The organism is Halobellus sp. MBLA0158, assembly GCF_041477585.1.
Classification (GTDB): Archaea; Halobacteriota; Halobacteria; order Halobacteriales; family Haloferacaceae; genus Haloquadratum; species Haloquadratum rubicundus.
Window position 1 is genome coordinate 449,326 of record NZ_JBGNYA010000001.1, and the last position, 26,860, is coordinate 476,185.

Consider the following 26,860-nt stretch of genomic DNA (forward strand, 5'->3'; position numbering starts at 1 on the left):
GCCCGAGCAAAAGCCTGCGGGTGACGGGCCTCGCCTCGCCGCGGGGGTCGGGTCCGCCGTCGAGTCTGCGACCGCCCGGTCAGGCCGGCAGGTCCATCGCCACCGTCGTTCCGGAGCCGTCCGCCGCGATCAGTCGCAGGTCCCCGCCGCGCGCGTCCGCGACCCACTTGACGAGCCACAGCCCCAGCCCCGAGGCGTGCTGGAGCTGTGTGATCTCCCGGTTCTCGGCGACGACGGACCACTCCGTCTCGGGGATGCCCGGCCCGTCGTCGGTGACCGCGAACCGGATCGTTCCCTCGTCGGTGTCGGTGACCGCGACCTCGACGACCGAGTCCGGCTCGGGGGTCCCGTACTCGATCGCGTTTTCGACCAGTTCCCGCAGCGCGCTCTCGACCAGTTCGTCGTACCGGACGCGCGCCGCCACGTCGACGGCGACCCGAACGTCGACCGCGTCGGATCCGACCGTCGTGGCGACGAGCCGTCGGAGCCGCGATTCGGTCTCCTCGGGCGAGAGCCGGTCGCTCTCGGCGTCGCTGTTCCGGAGCACGCGCTGTATGGCCTGGGCCGTCTCGCTCGTGTCGACGAGCGACCGGCAGGCGCTTGCGATCTCGGTCGCGTGATCGACGAGCCGGTCGTCGTCGGCCTCGGACTTGATGAGGTCCGCCCGGCCCTGGATGACGTTGGTCCGGTTCCGGAGATTGTGCCGGAGGAGCCGATGCAGCACCTGGAGGTGCGTGCCCTGCCGCTTGACCTCCGTCACGTCGGTCAGCACGACGAACGCCCGTTCGACGTCGCCGCTCCTGTAGGGGACGCTCCGGAGCAGGTAGGCGTTCACCCCGCCGTCGGTCCGGGCGCGGACCTCGCGTTCGATCCCGGTCTCGCGCTCGCTGACGTCTTCGAGCGCGTCCCGGATCTCGGCCGGGAGGACCTCGCCGGCGTCGGCGAGCGGGACGCCCTCCAGGTCGTCGTCGGTCCCGTCGGTCAGGTCGACGAACGGCTCGTTGGCGGCGTGGATCTCCGCCTCCTCGCCCCCGAACGACAGATCGACGAGCGGGTCGGTCAGCGAGCCGAACAGTTCGGAAAACCGCGTGTGCTGACGGGACGCCTCCTCCTGTGCCAGGCGGAGTTCGCGGATGTTCTGGACGGTCCCGACCACGCCGTCCCCGCTGGGTTGGGCGATCGGCGTCGCCGAGATCCGGGCGGGGACCACGCCGCCGTCGCGGGTCTCCAGGCCCGTCTCGACGGCGTCGGAGTCACCCGAAAGCGAGACCAGCCGCTCGGCGACCGCGTCGTCGTCGAGGACGTCCGCGATGTTCGTTCCGACGAGCCGCGAGCGCGTCGTCCCGAGCGTCTCCGCCAGCGACTCAGTCACCAGCGTGAACGCGCCCTCGTCGTCGATGGTGAACAGCATATCGTCGACCGTCTCGACGAGCGCCTCGTACCGCCGCCGCTCCTGGTCGCGCTCGACGCGCTCGAACACCGATTCGGCGGTCGCGGTCAGCAGTTCGAGGAAGCGCCGCTCGTCCTCGCTGAATCCGTCCTCGTCCCGGTGGCCGACGCTGAGTACCCGCGAGTCGCCGATCGGGAGGTACATGCTCGCGTCGATCGGGGTGTCCGGGAGGTGGTCCTCGTCGGCGGCGGTGACGGTTCGCCCCTCCGTGAACGCCGTCCCGACGTGGCCCTCGTCGGCGTCGTAGCGCGGCCGCTCGCCCAGCGTCCCGGCGACGCCGTCGGACGCCGCGATCGGGACGAGCTCGTCGGTCGCCGCGTCGTGTTCGCGGACGACCGCGCCGTCGGTCTCGATGGTGTTGGCCGCGACGTCGACGACCCGCTCTGCGACCGCCGTGGTCGTCTCGGCGGCGACCATGTCCTGGGTGGCCTCCAGCAGATTGTTCAGGATCCGCTGGCGCCGACGCTGGCGGCTGATGTCCCGGAGGGTGCCCACGGTCCCGGAGAAGGAGCCGTCCTCCAGCGGCCGCAGCGTCATCCGGTCGGTACACGGGATCCGCTCGCCGTCTTTCGTGATCAGTTCGACGTCGAGCTTGGCGATCGAGATCTCCCGCTCCGCCGAATCGTCGGTCCCCCGCAGCAGTTCCCTGAGGGCGTCTTCGGCCTCCTCGACGGTCCGGTCGTCCTTGATCAGGTGGACCGACGAGCCCAGGAGCTCCTCGCGGTCGTAGCCGGTGATCTCGCAGAGCGCGTCGTTGACGAAGATGAACCGCCCCTCCTCGTCGAGGATGTAGACGGCGTCGCCGACGGTCTTCACCAGGTACTCGTACAGCGTCTGATCCGTCGCGCCCCGCCGCTTTGCGGTGATCTCGCGGACGTAGGCCGCCGCCCCGTCGTCGTCCGGGTAGATCGTGACCTCGAACCACCGGTCGTCGGGCGTCGTGACCTCCACTCGCGTCACCTCGCCCGTCTCTCGGGCCTCTCGGAGTTCGCCTCTGATCTGTTCGGCCGACGCGGGCGTGAGGACGTCCCACAGCGACGCCCCGACGGCGTCGGCGCCGTCGACGTCGAGGAACCCCGCCGCCGCGCTGTTGAGGTAGGTCACGGCGTCGTCGCCGTCCACCTCGATGATCCCGTCGTCGATACGCTCTAACGCCCGGACCGGGCCGCTGTCGGTGCCCACGGCTCGGTCCGGATCGGTGCCCGCGCCGCTCCCACCGACGCTTCCGAACGCGCGTTCGGCCTTCGCCGCGAGGAGCGCGGGGTCGTCTCCCGGCGTCCAGGTCAGGGCGTCGACCGCGCCGGCGTCGAGCGCCCGCGCGGCCGCCGCGGCGTCGGCCGACACCCAGACCGTCGGGCGATCGATGCGCTCCGGGACGGCGTCGGCGGCGAACACGATGGCTCCGGCATCTTTCCGAGAGGGCGAGTCGGCGCCGAACGCCGCGGCGTCGGCGAGTTCGCCGATGGCGAGTTCGGTCCTGGCCGCGAGCGTTTCCAGCACGGATTCGAGTTCGTCTCGTGTGGCGGTGTACTCGCCGTCCACGTACGGACGGACGGACAGAGCGTGCGTTTCCGAGACGGGAGACATTCGGTTTTGGGACCATCTCGGGACCGTTACTTCAACGTTGGTGCCGGCTTATCAGATGTGATCTTCTCGGGAGTTTTCGGCCGCTGCGGGGCCCGTTCTCCGGACCGACGGCCGGTGATTGCGACCGATTGTCATTACCCAAAAATGATTATGTTTTGCTCCCGTAGCCGCCGCAAATGCTCCACGCGAAGGGACCGCTCTGCACGGTCGACCTCTCCGACCGCACAGCGACCCGCACCGACATCGACGACCTCCTCGCCGAGACGATCGGCGGCCGGGCGACGGCGACGCACCTCGCTCACGATCGGATCCCGTTCGACGCCGACCCGTTCGGCCCGGAGAACCGCGCGTACCTCTCGACGGGGCCGCTCCAGCACTCGCGGATGAGCTTCACCGGGCGGATGAATATGACGGCGCTGTCGCCGCTGACCGACGGCCTCTGCTCGTCGAACGCGGGGGGCTACCTCTCGCGGAACTTCGGCGACACGGGGATCAGCGTGCTCGAACTGGTCGGCGAGAGCGACGACCTGCTGGCGGTCCACGTCCGCGACGACGGCGTGACCTTCGAGGAAGTGCCCGAACTGGAAGGGGCGCTCGTCCCCGAGGTGAGCGATTACGCCGAGGAACACTACGACCTCGGCCCGGAACACTGCGTCGCGATCGGTCCCGCGGGGGAGAACCTCGTGCGGTTCGCCAGCGTGATGACCTTCGACTCGCGGGCGTTCGGCCGCGGCGGCTTCGGCGCGGTCCTGGGTTCGAAGAACGTGAAACTGGTCACCTTCGAGGGCGACGCCCGCCCGCCGGTCGAGGTGCCCGAGGGCGTCGCCGCCGACGTCCACCGCGCGGCCGCCACCGCCGACGACTCGATGAAGCGCCAGGGGACCGCGGGCGGCACGGAGTTCATCAACGACAACTTCTCGCTGCCGACCCGGTACTTCGATGAGTACGAGTTCGAACACGCCGCCGCCATCGGCGGCAACGCCGTCGAGGCAAAGAAGTACGAGAAGGCGGCCTGCTCGCAGTGCGCTTTCGCGTGCAAGCTGCCGACCCGCGACGAGGAGGCCGGAGTCGAGACCGAGGGCCCCGAGTTCGAGACGATCTACTCCTTCGGGTCGAGCCAGGGCGTCGGCGACCTCGTCGAGGTGATGAAGGCGAACGAGCTCTGCGACCAGTACGGGATGGACACCATCTCCGCGGGCGTCACCGTCGCGGCCTACCTCGCCAGTGAGGACGAGTTCGGGAACGCCGAGCTCGCCCAAGACGTCACCGAACGGATCGCCCGCCGGGAGGGCGTCGGCGACCTGCTCGCGGAGGGCGTCCACCGCGTCCACGACGACCTCGGCGTCGCGGACATGACGATGAAGGGGATGGAGTTCGCCGCCCACGACGGGCGCGTCCTCCACGGGCTCGGCCTCCAGTACGCCGTCGCGAACCGCGGCGGCGACCACCTCTACGGCGAGATGATGGGCCTCACCTACGGCGGCGTCATCGAGGCCGAGGGGACGACAGACAAAGTGGGGACGCTCGTCGAACAGGAGAACTACTGCGCGTTCCGCGACTCCGCGATCGTCTGTGCGTTCTCGGGGCAGTACATCGACGAGGAGACCTTCGAGGCGCTGTTCGACGCCGACTACGACGACCTCCTCGACGTCGGCGCCGGCGTGATCGAGCGCGAGCGCCACTTCAACAACCGCCGCGGGTACGACCGCGCCGACGACGAACTCCCGTACGACCTCCCCGACGTCGACGCCGCCATTCGGGACTACTACGACGCGCGCGACTGGACCGACGAGGGAGTCGTGCCGGACGCCCGGTTCGGGGCCGGCGGGGCTCAGGCGCCCGCCGACGACTGAGCGCCGCAGTCTCCTCCACTCGCTCGCGCTTCGCTATCCGCCGTAGACGGCCGTCGTCACGCGCAGCACGTCGCCCTCCGACAGCGGCGTCTTCGTCCCCTCGTCGTGCTGGACGTGTCGGCCGTTCAGCGTCACCACGACGTCGCCGGCCAGGCCCTCGCCGTCCCGGAGCTCTCCCTCCAGCCCCGCGTACCGCGCTTCGAGCTCGCCGAGGAGTTCGCCGACGGTGTCGGCGTCGGTGTCGACGACGACCGTCTTTGTCCCGACGGGCTCGCGGAACGGCCCGAAGAAGCCGCACTCGACTCGCATACCGGCGCTTCGGTAGCGGGGGTAATGAGCGGTGGGGACGCGCGGACGAGACGGCCGACAGTCTGAGGTCCCGCGACTTCCGATCGTGCGTATGGCCGAGACGGTCCCGCTCACGGTCGTCGACGGCGACGCGGAGACGGTCGTCGAGGTCGAACGCGGCGCGAACCTCCGCGAGGCGCTCCGCGAGCGCGGCTTTTCGGTCTACGGGACGGTCTCGCGGCACGCCAACTGCGGCGGTCGTGGGCTCTGTGCGACCTGCACCGTCGAGGTCGATCCCGCGCCGGAGCCGACCCACTGGCACGACGCCGCCGCGGTCCGGTTCGGCTACCCCCGGCTCTCTTGCCAGATCACGGTCACGGAGCCGATGACGGTCAGGCTCCTCGACAAACGCGTGTGGGGACAGATCCTGCCGCGGCGGCGCGACGGGAGCGAGGACGGCGGCGACACGCCCGGTGGCGACTGAGTGCGTCGCGCGCGGCCCCCTCTGTGCCGATGGAGAAACGACTTTGCCGCCGGAGTTCCCCCTCCCAACTATGACTCGTCTCGCTCCCCGTTCTCTCGCTCCCGCCCCGAGGGGTTCCCCGGCCCGACCCGCTCGGAGGTGCGGCGCGTGAAGGTCGCCGAGGTCGTCCCGGAGTTCGCCGACGCCTTCGGCTTCGATGAGTTCAATCGGATGCAGCGGGAGGCCGCGCCGGCGATCCTCGAACGCGACGAGAACGTCGTCGCGGCCGCGCCGACCGCTTCCGGCAAGACGGCGCTCGCGGAGCTGGCGATCTGTCGCACGCTCGCCGACGGCGGCACCGCGCTCTTCGTCGCGCCCCTGCGCGCGCTCACGAACGAGAAGGAATCCGAGTGGGAGCGCTTCGAGGAACTCGGCTACTCGGTCTACGTCGTCACCGGCGAGCGCGATCTCAACCCCCGCCGCGCCGAGCGCGCGGACATCCTCGTGATGACGCCCGAGAAGACCGACTCCGCGACGCGGAAACACGACTCGGCGCGTTACTCCTTCGTCGCCGACGTCGACTGCGTCGTCATCGACGAGGTCCACCTGCTGGATTCGGACACCCGCGGCGGCGTGCTCGAAGTGACCGTCTCGCGACTCCGCCGGATCTGCGATCCCCGGATCGTGGCGCTGTCGGCGACGATGCCCAACATCGAGGACGTCGCGGCGTGGCTCGACGCGGCCCCGGAGACGACATTCGAGTTCGGCGACGAGTACCGCCCGGTCGACCTCCACGCGGGCGTGAAGACCTACTCCCACGGCGACAACGCCTTCGCCGACAAGTACCGGCGGCTCTACACTGCCTTGGATCTCGCCGAAGAGCACATCCGCGAGGACGGCCAGGCGCTCGTGTTCGTCTCCTCGCGGCAGGACGCCGTCCGCGCGGCCGGCAAATCGCGGGACGTCATCGCCGAGCGCGACATCCCGATGGGCGCCCGCGGCGACTACGACTTCCACACCGAGGCCAAGGAACTCGACGACGACGCGCTCGCGAAGGGCGTCCCCGACGGCGTCGCCTTCCACCACGCGGGGCTCTCGAAGGACGACCGCGACCGCGTCGAGTCGTGGTTCAAGGAGGGCAAGATCCAACTGCTCTTCTCGACGTCGACGCTCGCGTGGGGCGTGAACCTCCCCGCGCGCTGCGTCGTCATCCGCGACACGAAGTACCACGACCCGCTGGAAGGCGAGGTCGATATCTCGCCGCTCGACATCCTCCAGATGCTCGGGCGCGCGGGGCGGCCGGGCTACGATGACGTCGGCTACGGCTGGGTCGTCTGCGACCGCGCGGACGCCGACAAGTACCGGCGCCTGCTCCGGGACGGCAAGGAGATCGAGTCCCGACTCGCGGAGGACCTCGACTCCCACCTCAACGCCGAGATCGCGATGGGCACGATACGGGACCTCGACGACGTGCTCTCGTGGCTGGAGACGACGTTCTACTACCGGCGCGCGCAGTCGAAGCCCGACGAGTACGACTTCGCGCACCTCCGCGACCGGGTGCGGGAGACGCTGGAATCGCTCGTCGACCGCGGCTTCGTCGAGATGGGCGAGGACCTCTCGGTCGGCGGGACGGCGCTCGGCCGCCTCGCCTCGAAGTACTACCTCCGGCTCGAAACCGCAGAGCGCTTCCGCGACCTCTGCGCGCGGGAGACGATCGACGCTGACGGGGTCCTGGAGACGGTCGCGGGCGCCGCGGAGTTCCGCTCGGTCTCGGCCAGGCAGTCCGAGTCCGACGCCGTCGACGCGGTGCTCTCGGACGTCGCGACCGACTTAGAGGACGGCCCCCGGAAGGTGCTGGCGATCCTCCACGCCGGGATGCAGAACAGCACCCCCGCGGACCTGCGCTCGGACGCGTGGATCATCCGGCAGAACGCCCTCAGGCTCCTCTCGGCGCTCCGGGAGTTCCTCGCCGAGTTCGCGGGCCCGCGGGCGGCCAACCTCGCGCGCCGCGTCGAGGCCCGCGTCGAACACGGCGTCCCGCGGGAGGCGGTCGGGCTCACCGCCGTCGACGGCATCGGCCCCAACCGCGCGCGGACGCTCGCGACGGGCGGGCTCCGCAGTCCCGCGGACGTCGCCGACGCCGGCACCGACGAACTCGAACGGGCCGGGCTCTCGGCGGGCGTCGCCGAGCGCGTCGTCGAGAACGCCCGCTCGCACCCCGCGATCGACGTCTCCTGGGGCGACTTCCCCGACAGCGTCGCCGCCGGCGAGAACGAGCTGTGCGAGGTCGTCGTCCGCAACCGCGGCGGCGGCGCGGCGGTCGGCGTCCGCGTGACGGTCAACGACGTCGAGATGACGACGAAGGAGGCGTACCTCTCGGAGTCGCTTTCGGTCCCGGTCGGCGTCTTCGGCGCCGACGCCGACGAACTGGAGTACGCCGTCGAGGTGACGTTCCCCGAGGCGCCGCTGTATCCGGTGCGCGCGACGCGGACCGTCGCCGTCGAGTAGGAGCTACTCGCTCCCCAGGAAGACCCGCCTGAGTCCCTCGGGGCCGTCGGCGACGACCTCCGCGCGCGAGAGATCCAACTCCGCGTTGTGCGTCGTGCGGAACGCGACGGTGTAGGCGCCCGCCCGCACGGCGGCCTCGATGCCGTTGAGCGAGTCCTCGATCACGACGCAGTCGGCGGGCTCGGCGCCGAGTTCCGCGGCCGCGCGCTCGTAGATGTGCGGTTCGGGCTTCCCCGGCTCGTCGATGTCCTCGGCGCTCAGCACCAGATCGAGCGGGCCGAGATCGAACCGCTCGCGGACGATCGCGATCCACGACTGCGGCGCCGACGAGACGATCGCGAGCGGTCGGCCCTCGGCTCTGAGAGAATCGAACAGCGCCGGGATCCCCTCGGTCAGCCTCACGTCCTCGCCGTACAGCGACTCGGCGCGGTCCTGGTAGGCCGCGACGAACTCGTCCTTCGTCACGGTCGTCCCGTACTCCCGGTCGAGGTAGTCGTAGATTTCGTAATACGGCATCCCCGTCACCTCCTCGTGGGCGGGGTCGCCGCCCTCGATCGCCGCCGCGAAGACCCACTCGTCCTCGAAGCGGTGCCAGTACGTCTCCGAGTCGACGAGCACGCCGTCCATATCGAACAACACCGGGCCGTCGGGCAGTGCCGATCGACCGCCGCCGTCGCCGTCGTCTCCGTCGTCGCCTGCGTCCATACCCCCCGTCGCACGCCTTCGGACAAAGACCTTCGCGAGTGGGTTCTTGACCGAGGACGGGACCACCCCCGCCGTATGTCCGAGACGATCCGCGTCTTCGCCGGCGATTGCACGACGACCTTCGATGGCGCCCGCGACTGCGCCCGCACGCACCGCGGCCGCGTCGCGGTCGTGGTCAAGCCCGACCGCACCGTGCTGGTCCACGACGCCGACGGCTACCAGCCCGTGGCGTGGCTGACGCGCCCCGATTCCCTGACGGTCGAGACCGACTCCGGGGGCTTCGGCCTCGTCGCCCGCGCCGACGACCAGACCCTCCGCGTCGTCGCCAACGAATCTTCGGGCTGGGTCGAGTACCCGGTCACGGAGGCGGGCGTGCCGGTCGGCTCGCACCCGGAGACGGGCGAGCCGCTGGTCCGCGCGGGCGGCGCCGTGGTCGGTCTCGATTCGGATGCCAGATTCCCGCTCCCGGCGGGCGCGACCGTCCTCGACGACACCTGCGACGAGTGCGGTCTACCGACGATCCGCGCGGAGGCCGGCGACGCCTTCGAGCTCTGTCTCGACCGCTCGTGTGCGTCGCTCGACGACGCCGTCCGCGAGCGGTTCGACCGCGCGTGGACCTGTCCGGACTGCGGCTCGGACCTCCGGATCATCCGCCGGGGCGGCCGCCTGCTCGCCGGCTGCGACGCCTACCCGGACTGCGAGACGGCCTTTTCGATCCCCGCTGGCGTCGTCGTCGACGAGTGCGCCTGCGGGCTCCCGGTCTTCGAGACGGCGCGGGGCCGGCGATGTCTCGACGGGATCTGCGACCGCTTCGCGGGGTGATCCGGCCCACCCGCCGACCGCAGGCCCTATGTCCCCGCCGCGTCCGCTCTCGGGTATGGAGGGGACACTGGCCGACGGGGTGGTCCGCGTCGGCGGCGACGCCAGACAGCGGTTCTACGACTCCCGGGGCTACGGCCGGCCGCTCGACCGGAACCGCATCGAACTGGCGCCCGTCGAGGCCGCCCACCTGCTCGCGCGCGGCGACCTCGACGCCGTCGTGGACGACGAACGCGACGGCGACGGCGGCGCCTCGCGCCGCCTCGACTTCCGCGCGTACCTCGCCCGGACGGGCGCGACGCTCCGCTTCGCGGTCTACAAGGACCTCCGCGATCGGGGCTTCTACCTCTCGCCCGCCCGCGCGGAGTGGCCGGGCGTCGGCGGCGACGCGGCCGGCTCCGACGACGTCGACTTCGTCGTCTACCCCCGCGGGGAGGGCCCCTGGGACGACGAGATCGCCTACCGGATCCGGGTCGCGGGTGAGCGCGAGCCCGTCCGCGCGGACTCCCTCGGCGGCGTCACCCTCGCGGTCGTCGACGAGGACGGCGAGCTGACGTACTTCGAGACCGACCGCGAGCCCGACCTCGTCGCCGACGCGGAGGGGGAGCCCGCCCACGACGTTCCCGCAGGCAGCGATCGGACCGTCGCTCCCGACGCGGACGCCGAGCCGTCGCTCCCCGAGGGGGTCGCCGCCGACCTCCTCGGCGACCGCGTCGTCTGCTACGGCGACGCCGACGCGCTCTACGAGCGGCGGTTCTACGGCCAGCGGCTGTTCGGCCGCAACGCCGAGGAGGGGCCGATCCAGCTCTCGCTCGTCGAGGGCGCGTACCTCGCCCAGCGCGGCGTCGTCGACGCCGACCCCGCGGCCGTGGTCGCGCTCGGCCGGGAGGTCGAGGGCGAGCGCTTCGACCGCCGCTTGCGGACCTACGCGGACCTGCGGGACCGCGGCGTCGTCCCCAAGAGCGGCTTCAAGTTCGGGGCGGACTTCCGGGTGTACGCCGAGTTCACGGACGTCGACTCGCTCTCGCACTCGACGGACCTCGTGCGCGTGGTCGCGCCGGATCACGTCTTCTACCCGCGGGACCTCTCGCTCGACGTCCGGCTCGCCGGCGGGGTCCGGAAGCGAATGGTTTTTGCGCTCACCGCGGCCAACGGCGAGATAGACTGGCTCTCGGTTGCCCGACTCACCCCGTGAGCCACTCCCGCATATGACACGAGACCACGACGCTCCCGAGCGCGAGGCGGCGGACGACGAGCAGACGCGACCGGCGCGTCCGGACGGCGGCGCGGACGCCGACAGCGCCGCCGGCGCCGACGACGTCGCGCTCGACCCGTGGGGCTCTTCGACGATCGCCGACTACCGGAAGCTCTTCGAGGAGTTCGGCATCGGCGAGTTCGACGACGTCCTCGCGGAGGTCCCGAACCCCCACTACCTGATGCGCCGGGGCGTCATCTTCGGCCACCGCGACTACGAGCCCGTCGCCGAGGCGCTGCGCGAGGGCGAGGAGGCGGCCGTCCTCTCGGGCTTCATGCCGACCGGCGACCCCCACATCGGCCACAAGCTGGTCTTCGACGAGATCATCTGGCACCAAGAGCAGGGCGCCGACGCCTACGGGCTGATCGCCGACCTGGAGGCTCACTCGGCCCGCGGGATGAGCTGGGAGGAGATCGACGAGCACGCCCGCGATTACCTCCTCAGCCTGCTCGCGCTCGGCTTCGACCCCGAGGAGGGCGAGCTCTACCGCCAATCGGAAAACCGGGAGCTTCAGGACCTCGCCTTCGAGCTCGGCTCGAAGGCGAACTTCTCGGAGTTCCAGGGCATCTACGGCTTCGACGGCGAGACCAACGTCTCGCACATGCAGTCGGTCGTGACCCAGATGGCCGACATCCTCTATCCCCAGCTCGAAGAGCCCAAGCCGACGGTCATCCCCGTGGGCCCGGACCAGGATCCCCACGTCCGCTTCGCCCGCGACCTCGCGGCGCGGATGCGCTTCTTCGGCGTGACGGAGGCGTACGCGAGCTTCGAGCTCGACGACGCCGAGCGCGCGCTCGTCGGCGCCGTCTACGAGGAGCGCGAGGCCTACGCCGAAGAGCCCGACCGCCCGCGCTGTGAGGAGGCCGGCGCGTGGCTGGCCGAACTGGACGACGCGGACCTCGACGAACTCGGCGTCGTCGTCGACGACCGAGTGCGGGAGTCCGCCGTCGACAAACTCGACAACAGCGGGATGGAGCCGCTCCGTCCCCGCGTTCGCTTCCTCGATCTCAACGCGACCGACGAGGCCTTCGAGAGTCTGGTCGAGGCCATCGACGGCGAGAAGCGCCGCTACGACGAGCACGTCGACGCCTTCGATCTCGATCCCGAAGCGGCCGAAGAATTAGCGAGGGAGGTCGAACTCGACCACGGCGGCTACGGCTTCGTCCCGCCGTCGTCGATCTACCACCGATTCATGACCGGCCTCACTGGTGGAAAAATGTCGTCGTCGATTCCGGCCTCGCACATCTCCCTCCTGGACGACCCCGAGGAGGGCTACGACAAGGTGAAGGCCGCGACGACGGGCGGCCGCGACACCGCCGAAGAGCAGCGCGAACTCGGCGGGAAGGCCGACGAGTGTCCCGTCTACGAGCTCTACGCGTACCTGCTCGCGGGCGACGACGACGAGTTCGCGAAGGAAGTCTACGACGAGTGCGTCGGCGGCGAGCGCCTCTGCGGCGGCTGCAAGGAGCAGGCCGCCGAACTGATGCGGGAGTTCCTCGAAGACCACCAGGAGAAACGCGAGGAGGTCGAAGCACTCCTTGACGACCTGGACATCTCCCTGACGTCGTCGCGGCGGGGCGTCGCGCCGGGCGACGACTGACCGCGACCGATTCCGCTACTCGACCTCGCTACTCGACCTCGCTACTCGATCGAGAGGTCGCCGCCGGCCGCCTCGCTCGCGCCTTCCTTCCACTCGATCTCGAACTCGATGGAGAGTTCGCCGTTCCCCTCTGTGGGCCCCTCGCGCTCGGCCTTCACCTCGAAGGCCGCCGTCGCGGGCGGATCCATCGTGATCGACTGCCCGCCCGCGGAGAGGGTGATCGCCCCGCCCGACTCTAGCTTCTCGGCGACCTCGCGGAGGTACGACGCGATCGCCGCTCGGTCCTGGGTGCTCTCGGACTCGAAGAGGACTTCTTCCGGCATACGTCTCCCTTCGCCGCACAGGCCCATAAACGCGCGCTCGATTCACCGTGCTAACGATCCGCACGATTTCGCAACGGTTTTGTCGGCGGCGGGTCCACCCACGCGTATGCGCCACGGACCCGACTCCGCGCGCGGCGTCGCCCGCCGATCGACCGACTCCGACGGGTCCGGCTTCTTTTTCGGGACCGCCTGACGACGGCGGACCCGGGGCCGGGGGGCGCCGACGTCCCGGCCCGGCGAAACCGTCCGATCCGGTCTCCCTGGCAGCGAAGCCCGCGGTCTTCGGAACTGCTAACTGGCGGCCGCGCAGTAGACGCGACAACGACTCCCCGATATCCAGAATGAAGCTCCCCGAATCACAGGTCGCGGCGCTGAACGCCGCGAGCGCGACGGACGAGACGCCGATCGATCGACTCGCCGAGGAGGCGGGCCTGAAGCCCGAGACCGCGACGCAGGCGGTCTTCGAGCTCCGCGACGAGGGCCTGCTTGAGGTCACAGAACGCGAGTCGGTCGAGTACGAACTGACAGACGAGGGCGCCGAGTACGTCGAGTCGGGCCTCCCAGAGGTGCGGCTGTACCGCACCGCCGTCGAGGCCGGCACCGACGACGCCCCGGCGCAGATGGGCCGAATCATCGGTGCCTCGGGCCTTGAAGGCCCTGAGATCGACATCGCCCTGGCGAACTTCGGCCGGAAGGGCTACGGCGACATCGACAGCGGCGAGCTCTCGGCCGATCCCGACGCCGACGCGGACGACGACCCCGAGGCAGCCGCGCTGGCCGCGCTCGCGGAGGGCGGGGCCGTCGACGACGTCGATGCCGACGTCCTCGATCAGCTCGTCTCCCGGAATCTGCTGGACCGCCACGAGCGCGTCGTCCGGACGATCACACTAACCGACGCGGGCGTCACCGCGCTGATGGAGGGCATAGAGACCGCCGAGACGGTCGACCGGCTCACGCCCGAGATGCTCACCTCCGGCGAGTGGCAGGACGTGGAGTTCACCGAGTACAACGTCGAGGCCGACGCGCCCGAGGTCCGGGGCGGCAAGACCCACGTCCTCCGCCAGACGGCCGAGCGCGTGAAGGACGTCCTCGTCGGGATGGGCTTCCAGGAGATGGAGGGCCCCCACGCCGACGCGGACTTCTGGATCAACGACTGCTTGTTTATGCCGCAGGACCACCCCGCGCGGACCCACTGGGACCGCTTCGCGCTCGACGTGCCGCCGATCGAGCACCTCCCCGAGGACCTGGTCGACCGCGTCGAGTCCGCCCACCGCGAGGGCGTCGGCGAGGACGGCGACGGCTATCACTCGCCGTGGTCGGAGGACTTCGCCCGCGCGGTCGCGCTCCGCGGCCACACCACGTCGCTGTCGATGCGCTACCTCTCGGGGACGGAAGTCGGCGAACTCGAACCCCCGCAGCGGTACTTCTCCGTCGAGAAGGTCTACCGCAACGACACGCTGGACGCGACCCACCTGCTGGAGTTCTTCCAGATCGAGGGCTGGGTGATGGCTGAAAATCTTTCAGTCCGGGATCTGATGGGCACCTTCGTGGAGTTCTACGAGCAGTTCGGCATCACCGACATCCAGTTCAAACCGCACTACAACCCCTACACCGAGCCCTCCTTCGAGCTGTTCGGCAAGCACCCCACCACGGGCGAACTCATCGAGATCGGCAACTCCGGGATGTTCCGCGACGAGGTGCTCGAACCGCTCGGCGTCGAACACGACGTGATGGCGTGGGGCCTCGCCCTGGAACGACTGGCGATGCTGACCACCGGCGCCGAGGACATCCGCGATCTGCACGGCACGCTAGCTGATCTGGACTTCCTCCGCGGCGCGGAGGTGACCTACTGATGCCCGTCGTCGACATCGACCCCGACGAACTCCGCGAGCTGACCGGTCACGACGAGAAGGACGACGAAGAACTGAAATCGGACCTCTTCGGCCTCGGCCTGGAGTTCGAGGGCGAGACCGAAGACGGGCTCTTGCAGTTCGAGTTCGGGCCCGACAGGCTGGATCGCCTCTCGGTCGAGGGCGTCGCGCGCTCGCTGCGGTACCACTACGGCGACGACCGCGGCGTCCGGGTGCCCGACACCAACGACCCCGACTTCACCTACGTCGTCGACGAGGACGTCCCGGACGAGCGGCCGTACGTCACGGGCGCGATCGTCCGCGGCGTCGACCTCGACGAGCGGAGTCTGGACTCGCTGATCCAGCTCCAGGAGAAGCTCCACGCCACGATGGGCCGCAAGCGCGCGAAGGGCGCGATCGGCATCCACGATCTGGTCGCGATCAAGGGCGAGGTCCTCCGCGAGGACGCGTCGGGCAACTCCATCACCTACACCGGAATCGAGCCCGACGACGACACCTTCGTCCCGCTCGACAGCGACAGGGAGCTGACGCCCGCGGAGGTCTTGGAGGAACATCCGACCGGCGAGACCTACGCCGACATCGTCGCCGACTACGACCGCTACCCCGCGATCTACGACGAGCTCGGGCTGTTCTCGTTCCCGCCGGTCATCAACGGCCGCCGGACCGAGGTCTCGACGGACTCGACGGACTTGCTCGTCGAACTCACCGGCACCGACCAGTGGACGATCGACCGGATGTGCAACATCATCTGCTACGCGCTCTCGGCGCGCGGGGCGACGATCGAGGAGGTCGAAATCGAGTATGGGGATCGTACCCTGGTCCGCCCGGACTTCGAGGTCGAGACCAAGTCGGTGAGCCACGATCGCATCGAGACGATGCTCGGCGTCGACTTCGAGCCCCGAGAGGTGATCGATCTGTTCGAGCGCTCCGGGCTGGACGCCGTCGTCGCGGACGACGAGGGCGCGAACGCGGACGAGGGCGAATCCGGCGATGGCGACGCCGCTACCACCTACGACGTGTCGATCCCGCCGTACCGCGTCGACGTGCTCCACCCGCTCGACCTCGTCGACGACGTCGGCCGCGCGTACGGCTTCGACGAGATCGAACCCCGATACCCCGACATCGGGACGGTCGGTGGGCGCCACGAGCGCTCGCGCCTGGAGGCGGCGACCCGGAACACGCTCACCGGGCTGGGCTTCGAGGACCTCCTGAACTTCCATATGACCTCGGAGGAGGAGGCCTACGACCGGATGAACGTCGAGGCCGGGACCGAGTACCTCGGCGGCGGCGAGCCCGTCGAGATCACCGAGCCCTACAGCGAGGACTACACCATCCTCCGGCAGTGGGCGCTGCCCTCGCTTGTGATGGTCTTGGAGAACAACACCCACCGCGCCTACCCGCAGGACCTCGCGGAGGTCGGGCTCGTGGCCGAGCGCGACGACGACGTGAACACTCGCGTGCGCGAGCGCCGGCACGTCGCGGGCGTGCTCGCGCGCCACGACGCGACCTACGAGGACGCCAAGGCCCGCCTGCAGGCGATCTGCCGGGACTTCGACGTCGACCTCGCGACGCCGCCGACCGACCATCCCTCGTTCATCGACGGCCGCGTGGCCGCGGTCGAGATCGACGGCGAGGCGGTGGGCGTCGTGGGCGAGCTCCACCCCCGCGTCTTGGTCGAACACGACCTCGAACTGCCGGTGGCGGCCTTCGAGTTCGAGCTCGACGCGCTGGCGGACTGACCGCCTAATCGAGCCACTTAACAGCCCGCCCGCCGGTATTTCCGCCCAGGATGCCGAGCGGAGAATACGACCCCGACACCGTCGAGGCGAAGTGGCAAGACCGGTGGGTCGACGACGAGACCTACGCCTACGAGGGCGCCGCAGACCCCGACACCGCCTTCTCGATCGACTCGCCGCCGCCGACGGTATCGGGGAGCCTCCACTGGGGCCACGTCTACGGCTTCACGCTCCAGGACTTCGTCGCGCGCTTCAACCGGATGCGCGGCAAGGAGGTCTACTTCCCGTTCGGCTACGACGACAACGGCATCGCCTCCGAGCGCCTCGCCGAGGACGAACTCGACGTGCGCCACCAGGACTACGAGCGCCGGGAGTTCCAGCGGATGACCCAGGAGGTCTGCGCCGAGTACGAGGCCGAGTTCACAGAGAAGATGCAGGACCTCGGCATCTCGATCGACTGGAACCAGACCTACCAGACCATCTCGCCGGAGGTCCGGCGCATCTCCCAGCTCTCCTTCATCGACCTCTACGAGCAGGGTCGGGAGTACCGCCAGCGCGCGCCGGCGATCTGGTGTCCCGAGTGCGAGACGGCGATCTCGCAGGTCGAGACCGAAGACGACGAGCAGCCGAGTCACTTCCACGACATCGCCTTCGAGGTCGTCGGCAGCGGTGACGAGGACGAAGAGGCGTTCACCATCTCGACGACGCGGCCCGAACTCCTCCCCGCCTGCGTCGCGGTCTTCGTCCACCCCGACGACGACGAGAATCAGTACCTCGTCGGCGAGACCGCGCGGATCCCGCTGTTCGACCAGGAGGTCCCGATCCTCGAAGACGAGCGCGTCGATATGGAGACGGGCTCGGGCGTCGTGATGTGCTGTACCTTCGGCGACCAGACCGACATCGAGTGGTACCAGGCCCACGACCTCGACCTCCGGATCGCGATCGACGAGTCGGGGACGCTGACCGACGTCGCCGGCGAGTACGAGGGGCTCTCTTCGGAGGAGGCCCGCGAGGCCATCGTCGAGGACCTCGACGACGCGGGCGCGCTCTTGGACCGCTGGGAGATCACCCACACCGTGAACGTCCACGAGCGCTGCGGCACCGGGGTCGAGTTCCTCGTCAAGGACCAGTGGTACGTCGAACTGCTGGACAAGCGCGAGGAGTACCTCCAGGCCGGCCGGGAGATGGACTGGTACCCCGAGAAGATGTTTACCCGGTACCGAAACTGGATCGAGGGCCTCCAGTGGGACTGGTCGATCTCCCGCCAGCGCTCCTCGGGTATTCCGTTCCCGGTCTGGTACTGCGCCGAGTGCGACGAGCCGGTGCTGGCCGAGAAGGAGAACCTCCCGGTCGACCCGCTGAGCGACGAGCCGCCCGTCGACGCCTGTCCCGAGTGCGGCCACGATGAGTTCGAGCCCGAGGACGACGTCTTCGACACGTGGGCGACGTCGTCGCTGACGCCGCTGATCAACGCCGGGTGGGACTGGGACGGCGAGGCCGAGGAGTTCACCTTCGAGAACCCCGAGCTCTACCAGTTCGACCTCCGGCCGCAGGGCCACGACATCATCTCCTTTTGGCTCTTCCACACCGTCGTCAAGTGCTACGAGCACACCGGCGAGGTGCCGTTCGACAGCGTGATGATAAACGGGATGGTCCTCGACGAGAACCGCGAGAAGATGTCCAAGTCGAAGGGCAACATCGTCGCGCCCGACGAGGTCGTCTCGAAGTATCCGGTCGACGCGGCGCGCTACTGGGCCGCGGGCTCGGCCGTCGGCGACGACCTCCCCTACTCGGAGAAGGGCCTGCGGGCGGGCGAGAAGCTCCTCCGGAAGCTCTGGAACGCTTCCAAACTGGTCGAGAGCCTGACCGACGAGGCCCCCGAGGACTTCGACCACGACGACCTCGCGGCGCTGGACCGCTGGCTGCTGGCCGAACTCGACCGCGAGATCGAGCGGCTGACGGAGCGCTTCGCCGACCGGGAGTTCTCGAAGGCCCGCGACGGCCTGCGGGGCTTCTTCTGGCACACCTTCTGCGACGACTACCTGGAGATCGCGAAACAGCGCGTCCGCGACGGCGGCGATCCCTCTGCGGCCTACACGCTGGAGGTCGCCCACCGGCGGTTCCTCAAGCTCTTCGCGCCCATCCTCGCGCACGCGACCGAGGAGCTGTGGCACGATATGCACGGCGACGGGAGCGTCCATCGGACCGAGTGGCCCGAGCCGCTCGGCGTCGACGCCGACTTCGCGGCCGGCGAGACGGCGATGGCCGTCGTCGGCGCGCTCCGCAAGTACAAGAGCGACGAACAGCTGCCGATGAACGCCGCGCTCGACCGCGTCGAGATCTGGGGCGACGTCTCCGGGTTCGAAGACGACATCTCCGGCGTGATGCACGTCGAGGAGCTGGCGACCTTAGACGAGCGCCCGGCGGTCGAGTCGGTCGTCACCGGCGTCGACCTCGATTACTCGCTCGTCGGCCCGGAGTTCGGCAGCCAGGTGCCGGACATCGAGGCCGCGATCGAGGCGGGCGACTACGAGGTCGTCGACGGCGAACTCCACGCTGCGGGCGCCGAGCTCGGAGCGGAAATGTTCGAGATCGAAGAGGAGCGGCAGTACCTCGGCGAGGGCGAGATGGTCGAAGCCGGCGACGCCATCGTCGTCGTCCACAACGAGGCGTAACGGTCGCGCTCGACCCGTCGTTGGCTTTTACAGGTCCGCGCCGACCGCGTCCTTGATCCGGTCGAAGCCGTCCCGGTCCAGCAGTTCGAGCAGTTCCTCGTTGATGTCGCGTGCGAGCGTCGGGCCCTCGTAGACCAGGCCGGTGTAGAGCTGGACGAGGCTCGCGCCCGCACGGATCTTCGCGTACGCGCCCGCGGCGTCGGAGACCCCACCGACGCCGACGACGGGGGCGTCCGTGCGCTCGGCGACGAACCGCACCATCTCGGTCGCACGGTCCTCGATCGGCGCGCCCGAGAGCCCGCCCTTCTCGGCCCGGTTGGGGCTCCGGAGGCCCTCGGGCCGGTCGGTCGTCGTGTTGGTGGCGATGACGCCGTCGAGGTCGAAGTCGTCGACGACCGCGAGGGCGTCCTCGATCGCCGGCTCGGGGAGGTCCGGCGAGAGCTTCACCAGGAGGGGCGCGGCGCCGGCGTCGACGAGTTCGCCGAGGATCGCCTCTAGGGAGTCGCGGTTCTGGAGTTCGCGCATCCCCTCGCTGTTCGGACAGGAGACGTTGACCGCGAGGTAGTCGGCGCTGTCGGCCACCTGTTCGTACGTGTAACGGTAGTCCTCGGGAGCGTCGTCGGCGTCGGTCGCCTCCGAGAGCGCGACGTTGACGCCGACGGGGATCCCCGGATTGGGGCCGATCCGAAGCCGCTCGCCGACGGCGTCGGCGCCCTCGTTGTTGAGGCCCATCCGGTTGACGATCGCCCGGTCTTCGACGAGGCGGAACATCCGCGGACGGGGATTGCCGGGCTGTGCGCGGGCGGTGACGCCGCCGACCTCGACGTGGCCGAAGCCGAGCGCGCCGAGGACCGCGGGGAGTTCGGCGTTCTTGTCGAAGCCGGCGGCGACGCCGACCGGATTGGGAAAGGACTCGCCGAACGCCTCGACCCGCAGGCGGTCGTCGTCGACGGCGAGTCGCCGCCGGAGCGCGTCCTCGGCCGGGGTGTGCTGGACGGCTCGCAGTCCGCGGTGGACGAGCCGGTGGGCGGTCTCGGCGGGCAGCGAGAACAGAACTGGTCCGGCCGCGCGGTAGGCCGATCGGATCACGGCGTCGCCCACCCTCGGCTGTCGTCTCGCCGGTCTCCCCCTCGCGACCGGTCGGGCCCTCGGATCATCCCTCAGAAGTCGTGTTCGACGTCGTCGGGGTCGGCCTTCTGGATGATGATCTTGCCGTCCCGGACCCGAACGAACACCTCGTCGCCGATCTCCATCCCGGCCACGGCGAGTTCGTCCTCGTGGAGGTTCACGTGGACGTTGTGGTACTCGCCGTGTTCGTCTTTCGCGCCACTCGGGCTGAGCTTCTTTTTCCGAACCATCGGAGCTGTCTAGCCGAAGGTTCGCCGCAGGATATACATAAGTGTTGTTTACGCCCTGCCCATCTGATTCGTTCGATTGGGGGACGCTCGCCGCCGGACGCCGACCCGCCGCCGAACGATCGGGCCTCCTCCGTTCGGGATCTCCGCTCGACGGAGCGAGGATTCGAGCGCGAAAACCCCCGTACCGCAGTCCATTTTGCCGGTATATTTAAGCCAGACCATGTGTTTCCTTGACATAGAGGTACGAACAATGGTACGCGAGGACGGCAAGCGGAACTTCGTGATGCTCGAAGACGGCGAAAAGACCAAGCAGTTCACCGGTCGGATGCCGCGACAGGCGGCCCTGAAGGCGGCCCGTCGGCTCGAAGGCTACGAGTCCTACGGGTCCGAGGACGAGGCCAAGGAGGATCCGACGGAGATCAGACTGCTCGAACGAGGGACCGACCGAGTCCACATCTACGACGCCTGGGCCTGGCACGACAGCGCGCCGGACGACAAACCGGGGTGGATGCAGGACAACGAGGTGTCGACAGTCACTCGGGGCAACGTCTCGAAGCAGGGGATCGAACACATCGACAAGTAGCGTCGCCGTCGCGTCCGCGCGCTGGCCGCCCGCCGACGTAGGGCCGTCTCTCGCCAGCGTCGGAGACCGTCCCACCGGGTTCGACACCGCTTTGTCCGTCCCGCAGTAACGAATTTCCGCGCGGTTATCATCCGAGTAGACCGCACGCGCGACGCGTGGGATGACGGCTCGGCCTCCGACCGCGCGATATTCTGATGTCACGCCCGCGTGCGTGTGCAGTAACCTTCGTCGAGTCGCATCGTTCGACGCTCACCCTCTCGGTGTGAAATCGCATAACGAAGCGGGGACGGTTCGACGGCCTTTTATGTAACCCCGGCATTCGGATTAGTACGCGGAAGCCCGCCCGGGACGCCCCGGACGGGACCTCGCCGGAACGCACTCGCAGGGCGCGTCGGCGCCGCCGACTCGGAGACGGGTCGGGGCGATACGACGGGCTTAAGTGTTCGAGTCGGTTCCGGTTGAATGCGAACGACACACCGCGACTGGGCGCGGTTCGATCCCGTTCCCGATCGGACACGCCGACTTCGGTCGGCAGCGAGGTGGATCGGTGCCTTTATGGCTCCGAGCGACCTACGCTTACGTCCGCAAGAGATGAGGATTCCACCCCTGCGGTCCGCCGTACAGATGGGATCTGATGTTAGCCTTGGTGGTTCGGTGACACCTGTCTGGTCGATCCGAACCACACGGACCACGCAATGATATATGGTGATTCTCCCATCATCCGATGGGAAATCCCGCCACACCCCTCTCCCCGCACGGGGAGAGACCCATTCCGGTTGATCCTGCCGGAGGCCATTGCTATCGGAGTCCGATTTAGCCATGCTAGTCGCGCGAGTTCAGACTCGCGGCAAATAGCTCAGTAACACGTGGCCAAACTACCCTCTAGACACGGACAACCTCGGGAAACTGAGGCTAACCCGTGATACCGCTCTCACGCTGGAATGCCGAGAGCTGCAAACACTACGGTGCTAGAGGATGTGGCTGCGGCCGATTAGGTAGACGGTGGGGTAACGGCCCACCGTGCCCATAATCGGTACGGGTTGTGAGAGCAAGAGCCCGGAGACGGAATCTGAGACAAGATTCCGGGCCCTACGGGGCGCAGCAGGCGCGAAACCTTTACACTGCACGCAAGTGCGATAAGGGGACTCCGAGTGCGAGGGCATATCGTCCTCGCTTTTCAGCACCGTAGGGTGGTGCTGGAACAAGGACTGGGCAAGACCGGTGCCAGCCGCCGCGGTAATACCGGCAGTCCAAGTGATGGCCGATCTTATTGGGCCTAAAGCGTCCGTAGCCGGCCTCGAAAGTCCGTCGGGAAATCCACGCGCCCAACGCGTGGGCGTCCGGCGGAAACTCCGAGGCTTGGGACCGGAAGGCTCGAGGGGTACGTCCGGGGTAGGAGTGAAATCCCGTAATCCCGGACGGACCACCGATGGCGAAAGCACCTCGAGAAGACGGATCCGACGGTGAGGGACGAAAGCTAGGGTCTCGAACCGGATTAGATACCCGGGTAGTCCTAGCCGTAAACGATGTTCGCTAGGTGTGGCACTGGCTACGCGCCAGTGCTGTGCCGTAGGGAAGCCGAGAAGCGAACCGCCTGGGAAGTACGTCTGCAAGGATGAAACTTAAAGGAATTGGCGGGGGAGCACTACAACCGGAGGAGCCTGCGGTTTAATTGGACTCAACGCCGGACATCTCACCAGCTCCGACTACAGTGATGACGGTCAGGTTGATGACCTCGCCACGACGCTGTAGAGAGGAGGTGCATGGCCGCCGTCAGCTCGTACCGTGAGGCGTCCTGTTAAGTCAGGCAACGAGCGAGACCCGCACTCCTAATTGCCAGCAGCAGTCTCGACTGGCTGGGTACATTAGGAGGACTGCCAGTGCCAAACTGGAGGAAGGAACGGGCAACGGTAGGTCAGTATGCCCCGAATGAGCTGGGCTACACGCGGGCTACAATGGCCAAGACAATGGGTCGCAACCTCGAAAGAGGACGCTAATCTCCGAAACTTGGTCGTAGTTCGGATTGAGGGCTGAAACTCGCCCTCACGAAGCTGGATTCGGTAGTAGTCGCCTTTCACAAGAAGGCGGCGAATACGTCCCTGCTCCTTGCACACACCGCCCGTCAAAGCACCCGAGTGAGGTCCGGATGAGGCCATCTCACGATGGTCGAATCTGGGCTTCGCAAGGGGGCTTAAGTCGTAACAAGGTAGCCGTAGGGGAATCTGCGGCTGGATCACCTCCTACAGACCGAGACCAGGCCGACGCGCCTGGCTCACTTTCACTCATCGCGTGGATCGTGTACCAGATCGACCGGACAGGCACCTTAGAACCACCAAGGCTAACAGGGCCCGTAGCTCAGCGGTAGAGCACCTCCTTTGCAAGGAGGACGCCCTGGGTTCAAATCCCAGCGGGTCCATACTTGGGCGCTCATCATCGCGAAACACATCCCTTAAGTGGGAGACAGCGCGAGGATGAGATCCCAACGAACTGATGCACCATCCCGTGAAAGCGCGGATGGGAAGGGTTCGACGCACGCTCCGGCCGCCACCGGACGTGCAATGACGACCGTGTGTACGCGCGCAATCCAGACGCCCACTGAACCCGTTCACACGAACGGCTCGTGGACGTCACAGATCACTGTACCAGTATACTGTCCACTACGGACAGTCCGTCTGTCGGAAGACAGACACACCGCCTATCACTACGATAGGCACCTAACAGACGGTCTCGCCTACCCAGGCGAGACTGGTTCCAACGACACTCAATACCGTTGGCTACTGTACTGGCTGGTGGATGGCTCGGCTCGAGAGCCGACGACGGACGTGCCAAGCTGCGAAAAGCCCGAGGGAGTCGCACGGAGACTAAGAACTCGGGATCTCCGAATGGGAATCCCCACCGCAATTGCCTCGCGCAATGGGGAACGCTCCGAATTGAAACATCTCAGTAGGAGCAGGAACAAAAAGCAACCGCGATGTCGCTAGTAACCGCGAGTGAACACGACACAGTCCAAACCGAAGCCCTCACGGGCAATGTGGTGTTCGGACTGACCATAATGAGACACGCTCTCACGAGAAATCTCCTGGAACGGAGTGCGATACAGGGTGACAGCCCCGTATCGTGAGAGCGAGTCTCTGGGTCAGCTCCAGAGTAGCGAGGATTGGATATTCCTCGTGAACATCGCAGGCATCAACTGCGAAGACTAAACACTCCTCGAGACCGATAGCGAACAAGTAGCGTGAGCGAACGCTGAAAAGCACCCCGAACAGGGCGGTGCAATAGGGCCTGAACTCAGTCAGTGATAGAACGACGCGGCACAAAAGGTCCTCAAGAAAACGACCGTGGGGCGACCCACCAGTAGAAACCTGAGGAAGCCGGTGTCACGTCGTGCGTTTTGAAAAACGACCCAGGGAGTGCATCCCTATGGCAAGCCTAACTGGATCATCCAGGCAGGCGCAGGGAAACCGATATGGCCGCAGCACTTTGTGCCAGGGCCACCGTGTTCAAGCGCGGGGAGTCATAGTGATGCTACCCGAAACCGAGTGATCTACGCGCGGGCAAGGTGAAGCGTGGCGAAAGCTGCGTGGAGGCCTGCAAGAGTTGGTGTCCTACAATACCCTCTCGTGACCCGTGCGTAGGGGTGAAAGGCCCATCGAACTCGGCAACAGCTGGTTCCAGCCGAAACATGTCGAAGCATGACCTCGACCGAGGTAGTCTGCGAGGTAGAGCGACCGATTGGATGACCCGCCTCCGAGAGGAGTCGGCCATCCTGTCGAACTCCGAACTTGCAGACGCCGTAGACGTCGGGAATCCGGACTGCGGGGTAAGCCTGTGGTCCGTGAGGGAGACAACCCAGAGCCGGGTTAAGGTCCCCAAGTGTGGATTAAGTGCAACCGAAGGTGGTCTCGAGCCCTAAACAGCCGGGAGGTGAGCTTAGAAGCAGCTACCCTCTAAGAAAAGCGTAACAGCTTACCGGCCGAGGTTCGAGGCGCCCAAAATGATCGGGGCTCAAATCCACCACCGAGACCTGGCAACGCCCATCACAGGGCGACTTAGTAGGCTTGGCGTACTGATCGGGCGGAAGCTCGGGCGAGAGCTCGCGTGGACCGATTAGTAACGAAAATCCTGGTCACAGTAGCAGCGAGAGTCGGGTGCGAACCCCGACGGCCTAACGAGCAAGGGTTCCTCGGCACTGCCACTCAGCCGAGGGTTAGCCGGTCCTAAGTCCTACCGTAACTCGACTAGGACAATTGGCAAACTGGTTAATATTCCAGTGCCACCGTGCATCACGCCGACGCTTTGGGAAACAGCGAGCGGGGCCTTCGCCCCGTCGAATCGTGGAAGATCGTGGACGCCGTAACGGCAAGAAGCGATCGAATCGCGAGACAGCGCAAGTCGCTGGTACCGAGAGCCCGTGAAAAGGCGCACGGTGACCGTACCGAGATCCGACACAGGTGCTCAGGCAGCGAAAGCCAAGGCCTGTCGGGACCAACCGGCGTTAGGGAATTCGGCAAGTTAGTCCCGTACCTTCGGAAGAAGGGATGCCTGCTTTTCATCGAGCAGGTCGCAGTGACTCGGACGCTCCGACTGTGTAGTAACAACATAGGTGACCGCAAATCCGCAAGGACTCGTACGGTCACTGAATCCTGCCCAGTGCGGGTATCTGAACACCTCGTACAAGAGGACGAAGGACCCGTCAACGGCGGGGGTAACTATGACCCTCTTAAGGTAGCGTAGTACCTTGCCGCTTCAGTAGCGGCTTGCATGAATGGATCAACGAGAGCGTCACTGTCCCAACGCTGGGCCCGGTGAACTGTACGTTCCAGTGCGGAGTCTGGAGACCCCCAAGGGGAAGCGAAGACCCTATAGAGCTTTACTGCAGGCTGTCGCTGGGACGTGGTCGCTAACGTGCAGGATAGGTAGGAGTCATTACACAGGTACCCGCGCTAGCGGGCCACCGAGACACTCCTGAAATACTACCCGTTAGTGACTGCGACCCTCACTCCTGGCGGAGGACACCGGTAGCCGGGCAGTTTGACTGGGGCGGTACGCGCTCGAAAAGATATCGAGCGCGCCCAAAGATTTCCTCATCCGGGTCGGAAACCCGGAGAAGAGCGCAAGAGCAAACGGAAGTCTGACAGTGATCTTCCCAACGAGGATCGCTGACGCGAAAGCGTGGTCTAGCGAACCAACGAGGCTCCTGGATGGGGCCCGTTGATGACAGAAAAGCTACCTTAGGGATAACAGAGTCGTCACCCGCAAGAGCACATATCGACCGGGTGGCTTGCTACCTCGATGTCGGTTCCCTCCATCCTGCCTGTGCAGAAGCAGGCAAGGGTGAGGTTGTTCGCCTATTAAAGGAGGTCGTGAGCTGGGTTTAGACCGTCGTGAGACAGGTCGGCTGCTATCTATTGGGGGTGTATTGGTACCTGCGAGGAACGGTCGTATAGTACGAGAGGAACTACGACTGGGTGCCGCTGGTGTATCGGTTGTCCGAGAGGGCAGATGCCGAGCAGCCACGCACCACGGGGTAAGAGCTGAACGCATCTAAGCTCGAAACCCACCTCAAAAAGAGGTACCACCGAGGACACTCGTAGAAGACGAGTTCGATAGACTCGGGGTGTACGCACCGAGGCAACGAGGTGTGAGCCCGCGAGCACTAACAGTCCAAAGCCACACTCATATCGAGACTTGAGTGTCAGACAGAACCGCAACACGACTGGTACGTGAGACGCTCACGAACCACCGTGCGAGCGGGTTCAGGCGGTAACTGGATTGCGCGCACTACA

Annotated in this window: 16 protein-coding genes, 1 tRNA gene and 2 rRNA genes; 13 read left to right on the top strand and 6 right to left on the bottom strand. The window is 67.3% G+C overall.

Translation table 11 applies throughout. The features are described 5' to 3' along the window. Positions 1–79: 79 nt before the first annotated feature. The gene (locus OS889_RS02275; RefSeq protein ID WP_372386909.1) at positions 80–3,037 is read right to left on the bottom strand and encodes a PAS domain S-box protein; all 2,958 of its coding nucleotides are present in this window, start codon (positions 3,035–3,037) and stop codon (positions 80–82) included. A gap of 176 nt (positions 3,038–3,213) precedes the next feature. Between OS889_RS02275 and OS889_RS02280 the strand changes: the two genes are divergently transcribed. Further along, positions 3,214–4,890 carry an aldehyde ferredoxin oxidoreductase C-terminal domain-containing protein gene (locus OS889_RS02280; protein ID WP_372386911.1) on the top strand — a complete coding sequence of 559 codons (1,677 nt, stop codon included), beginning with the start codon at positions 3,214–3,216 and terminating at the stop codon, positions 4,888–4,890. Positions 4,891–4,923: 33 nt separating this feature from the next. Here OS889_RS02280 and OS889_RS02285 read toward each other — a convergent pair whose 3' ends face one another. Next, positions 4,924–5,199, bottom strand: a complete 276-nt coding sequence (locus OS889_RS02285) for a ubiquitin-like small modifier protein 1 (protein WP_372386913.1) — start codon at positions 5,197–5,199, stop codon at positions 4,924–4,926. Positions 5,200–5,290: 91 nt separating this feature from the next. Between OS889_RS02285 and OS889_RS02290 the strand changes: the two genes are divergently transcribed. Then, positions 5,291–5,662, top strand: a complete 372-nt coding sequence (locus tag OS889_RS02290) for a 2Fe-2S iron-sulfur cluster-binding protein (protein ID WP_372386914.1) — start codon at positions 5,291–5,293, stop codon at positions 5,660–5,662. Positions 5,663–5,809: 147 nt separating this feature from the next. Next, positions 5,810–8,149 (top strand): DEAD/DEAH box helicase, encoded by a 2,340-nt coding sequence (locus OS889_RS02295; RefSeq protein ID WP_372386916.1) that lies wholly within the window; start codon positions 5,810–5,812, stop codon positions 8,147–8,149. A 3-nt stretch (positions 8,150–8,152) separates the two neighbouring features. Here OS889_RS02295 and OS889_RS02300 read toward each other — a convergent pair whose 3' ends face one another. Next, a complete protein-coding gene (locus OS889_RS02300; protein ID WP_372391521.1) occupies positions 8,153–8,776 on the bottom strand; it encodes an HAD family hydrolase in 624 nt (207 codons plus the stop codon). Between the two features lie 153 nt (positions 8,777–8,929). Between OS889_RS02300 and OS889_RS02305 the strand changes: the two genes are divergently transcribed. Genes OS889_RS02305 through OS889_RS02315 form a run of 3 tightly spaced genes read left to right on the top strand, consistent with a single transcriptional unit; the run spans position 8,930 to position 12,528 of the window. Further along, positions 8,930–9,676, top strand: a complete 747-nt coding sequence (locus tag OS889_RS02305; protein WP_372386918.1) for a DUF91 domain-containing protein — start codon at positions 8,930–8,932, stop codon at positions 9,674–9,676. Positions 9,677–9,731: 55 nt separating this feature from the next. Continuing rightward, complete coding sequence (gene endA / locus OS889_RS02310; RefSeq protein ID WP_372386920.1) at positions 9,732–10,868, top strand: tRNA-intron lyase; 1,137 nt, start codon at positions 9,732–9,734, stop codon at positions 10,866–10,868. Between the two features lie 13 nt (positions 10,869–10,881). Continuing rightward, a complete protein-coding gene (locus tag OS889_RS02315; RefSeq protein WP_372386921.1) occupies positions 10,882–12,528 on the top strand; it encodes a tryptophan--tRNA ligase in 1,647 nt (548 codons plus the stop codon). Between the two features lie 41 nt (positions 12,529–12,569). Here the strand turns inward: OS889_RS02315 and OS889_RS02320 are convergent, their stop codons facing one another. Then, positions 12,570–12,851, bottom strand: coding sequence for an amphi-Trp domain-containing protein (locus OS889_RS02320; protein WP_372386923.1), 282 nt, complete (start codon positions 12,849–12,851; stop codon positions 12,570–12,572). 341 nt (positions 12,852–13,192) lie between these two features. On the opposite strand from OS889_RS02320, the gene pheS reads away from it, so the two are divergent. The 3 genes from pheS to OS889_RS02335 are packed head-to-tail and all read left to right on the top strand — an operon-like array spanning position 13,193 to position 19,133. Next, a complete protein-coding gene (gene pheS, locus OS889_RS02325) occupies positions 13,193–14,704 on the top strand; it encodes a phenylalanine--tRNA ligase subunit alpha (RefSeq protein ID WP_372386925.1) in 1,512 nt (503 codons plus the stop codon). Continuing rightward, positions 14,704–16,461 carry a phenylalanine--tRNA ligase subunit beta gene (pheT, locus tag OS889_RS02330; protein WP_372386926.1) on the top strand — a complete coding sequence of 586 codons (1,758 nt, stop codon included), beginning with the start codon at positions 14,704–14,706 and terminating at the stop codon, positions 16,459–16,461. The genes pheS and pheT overlap by 1 nt, the downstream gene beginning before the upstream one ends. Positions 16,462–16,511: 50 nt before the next feature. Continuing rightward, positions 16,512–19,133 carry a valine--tRNA ligase gene (locus OS889_RS02335; protein ID WP_372386928.1) on the top strand — a complete coding sequence of 874 codons (2,622 nt, stop codon included), beginning with the start codon at positions 16,512–16,514 and terminating at the stop codon, positions 19,131–19,133. Positions 19,134–19,160: 27 nt separating this feature from the next. On the opposite strand, the gene OS889_RS02340 is transcribed toward OS889_RS02335, so the two are convergent. After that, positions 19,161–20,234: a quinone-dependent dihydroorotate dehydrogenase gene (locus OS889_RS02340; protein ID WP_372386930.1), complete on the bottom strand. Its 1,074-nt coding sequence runs from the start codon at positions 20,232–20,234 to the stop codon at positions 19,161–19,163. Positions 20,235–20,293: 59 nt separating this feature from the next. After that, positions 20,294–20,491 (bottom strand): hypothetical protein, encoded by a 198-nt coding sequence (locus OS889_RS02345; RefSeq protein WP_372386932.1) that lies wholly within the window; start codon positions 20,489–20,491, stop codon positions 20,294–20,296. Between the two features lie 250 nt (positions 20,492–20,741). Here OS889_RS02345 and OS889_RS02350 point away from each other — a divergent pair, with 250 nt between their 5' ends. From OS889_RS02350 to OS889_RS02365, 4 genes are all read left to right on the top strand, one after another. Next, complete coding sequence (locus OS889_RS02350; protein ID WP_372386934.1) at positions 20,742–21,074, top strand: non-histone chromosomal MC1 family protein; 333 nt, start codon at positions 20,742–20,744, stop codon at positions 21,072–21,074. Between the two features lie 769 nt (positions 21,075–21,843). Continuing rightward, positions 21,844–23,316: ribosomal RNA gene (locus OS889_RS02355) — 16S ribosomal RNA — on the top strand. Between the two features lie 102 nt (positions 23,317–23,418). Next, a tRNA-Ala gene (locus tag OS889_RS02360) sits at positions 23,419–23,490 on the top strand. 349 nt (positions 23,491–23,839) lie between these two features. Beyond that, positions 23,840–26,753: ribosomal RNA gene (locus OS889_RS02365) — 23S ribosomal RNA — on the top strand. Together the 16S and 23S rRNA genes with 1 tRNA gene alongside form the textbook arrangement of a ribosomal RNA operon. The last annotated feature ends 107 nt before the right edge of the window (positions 26,754–26,860 follow it).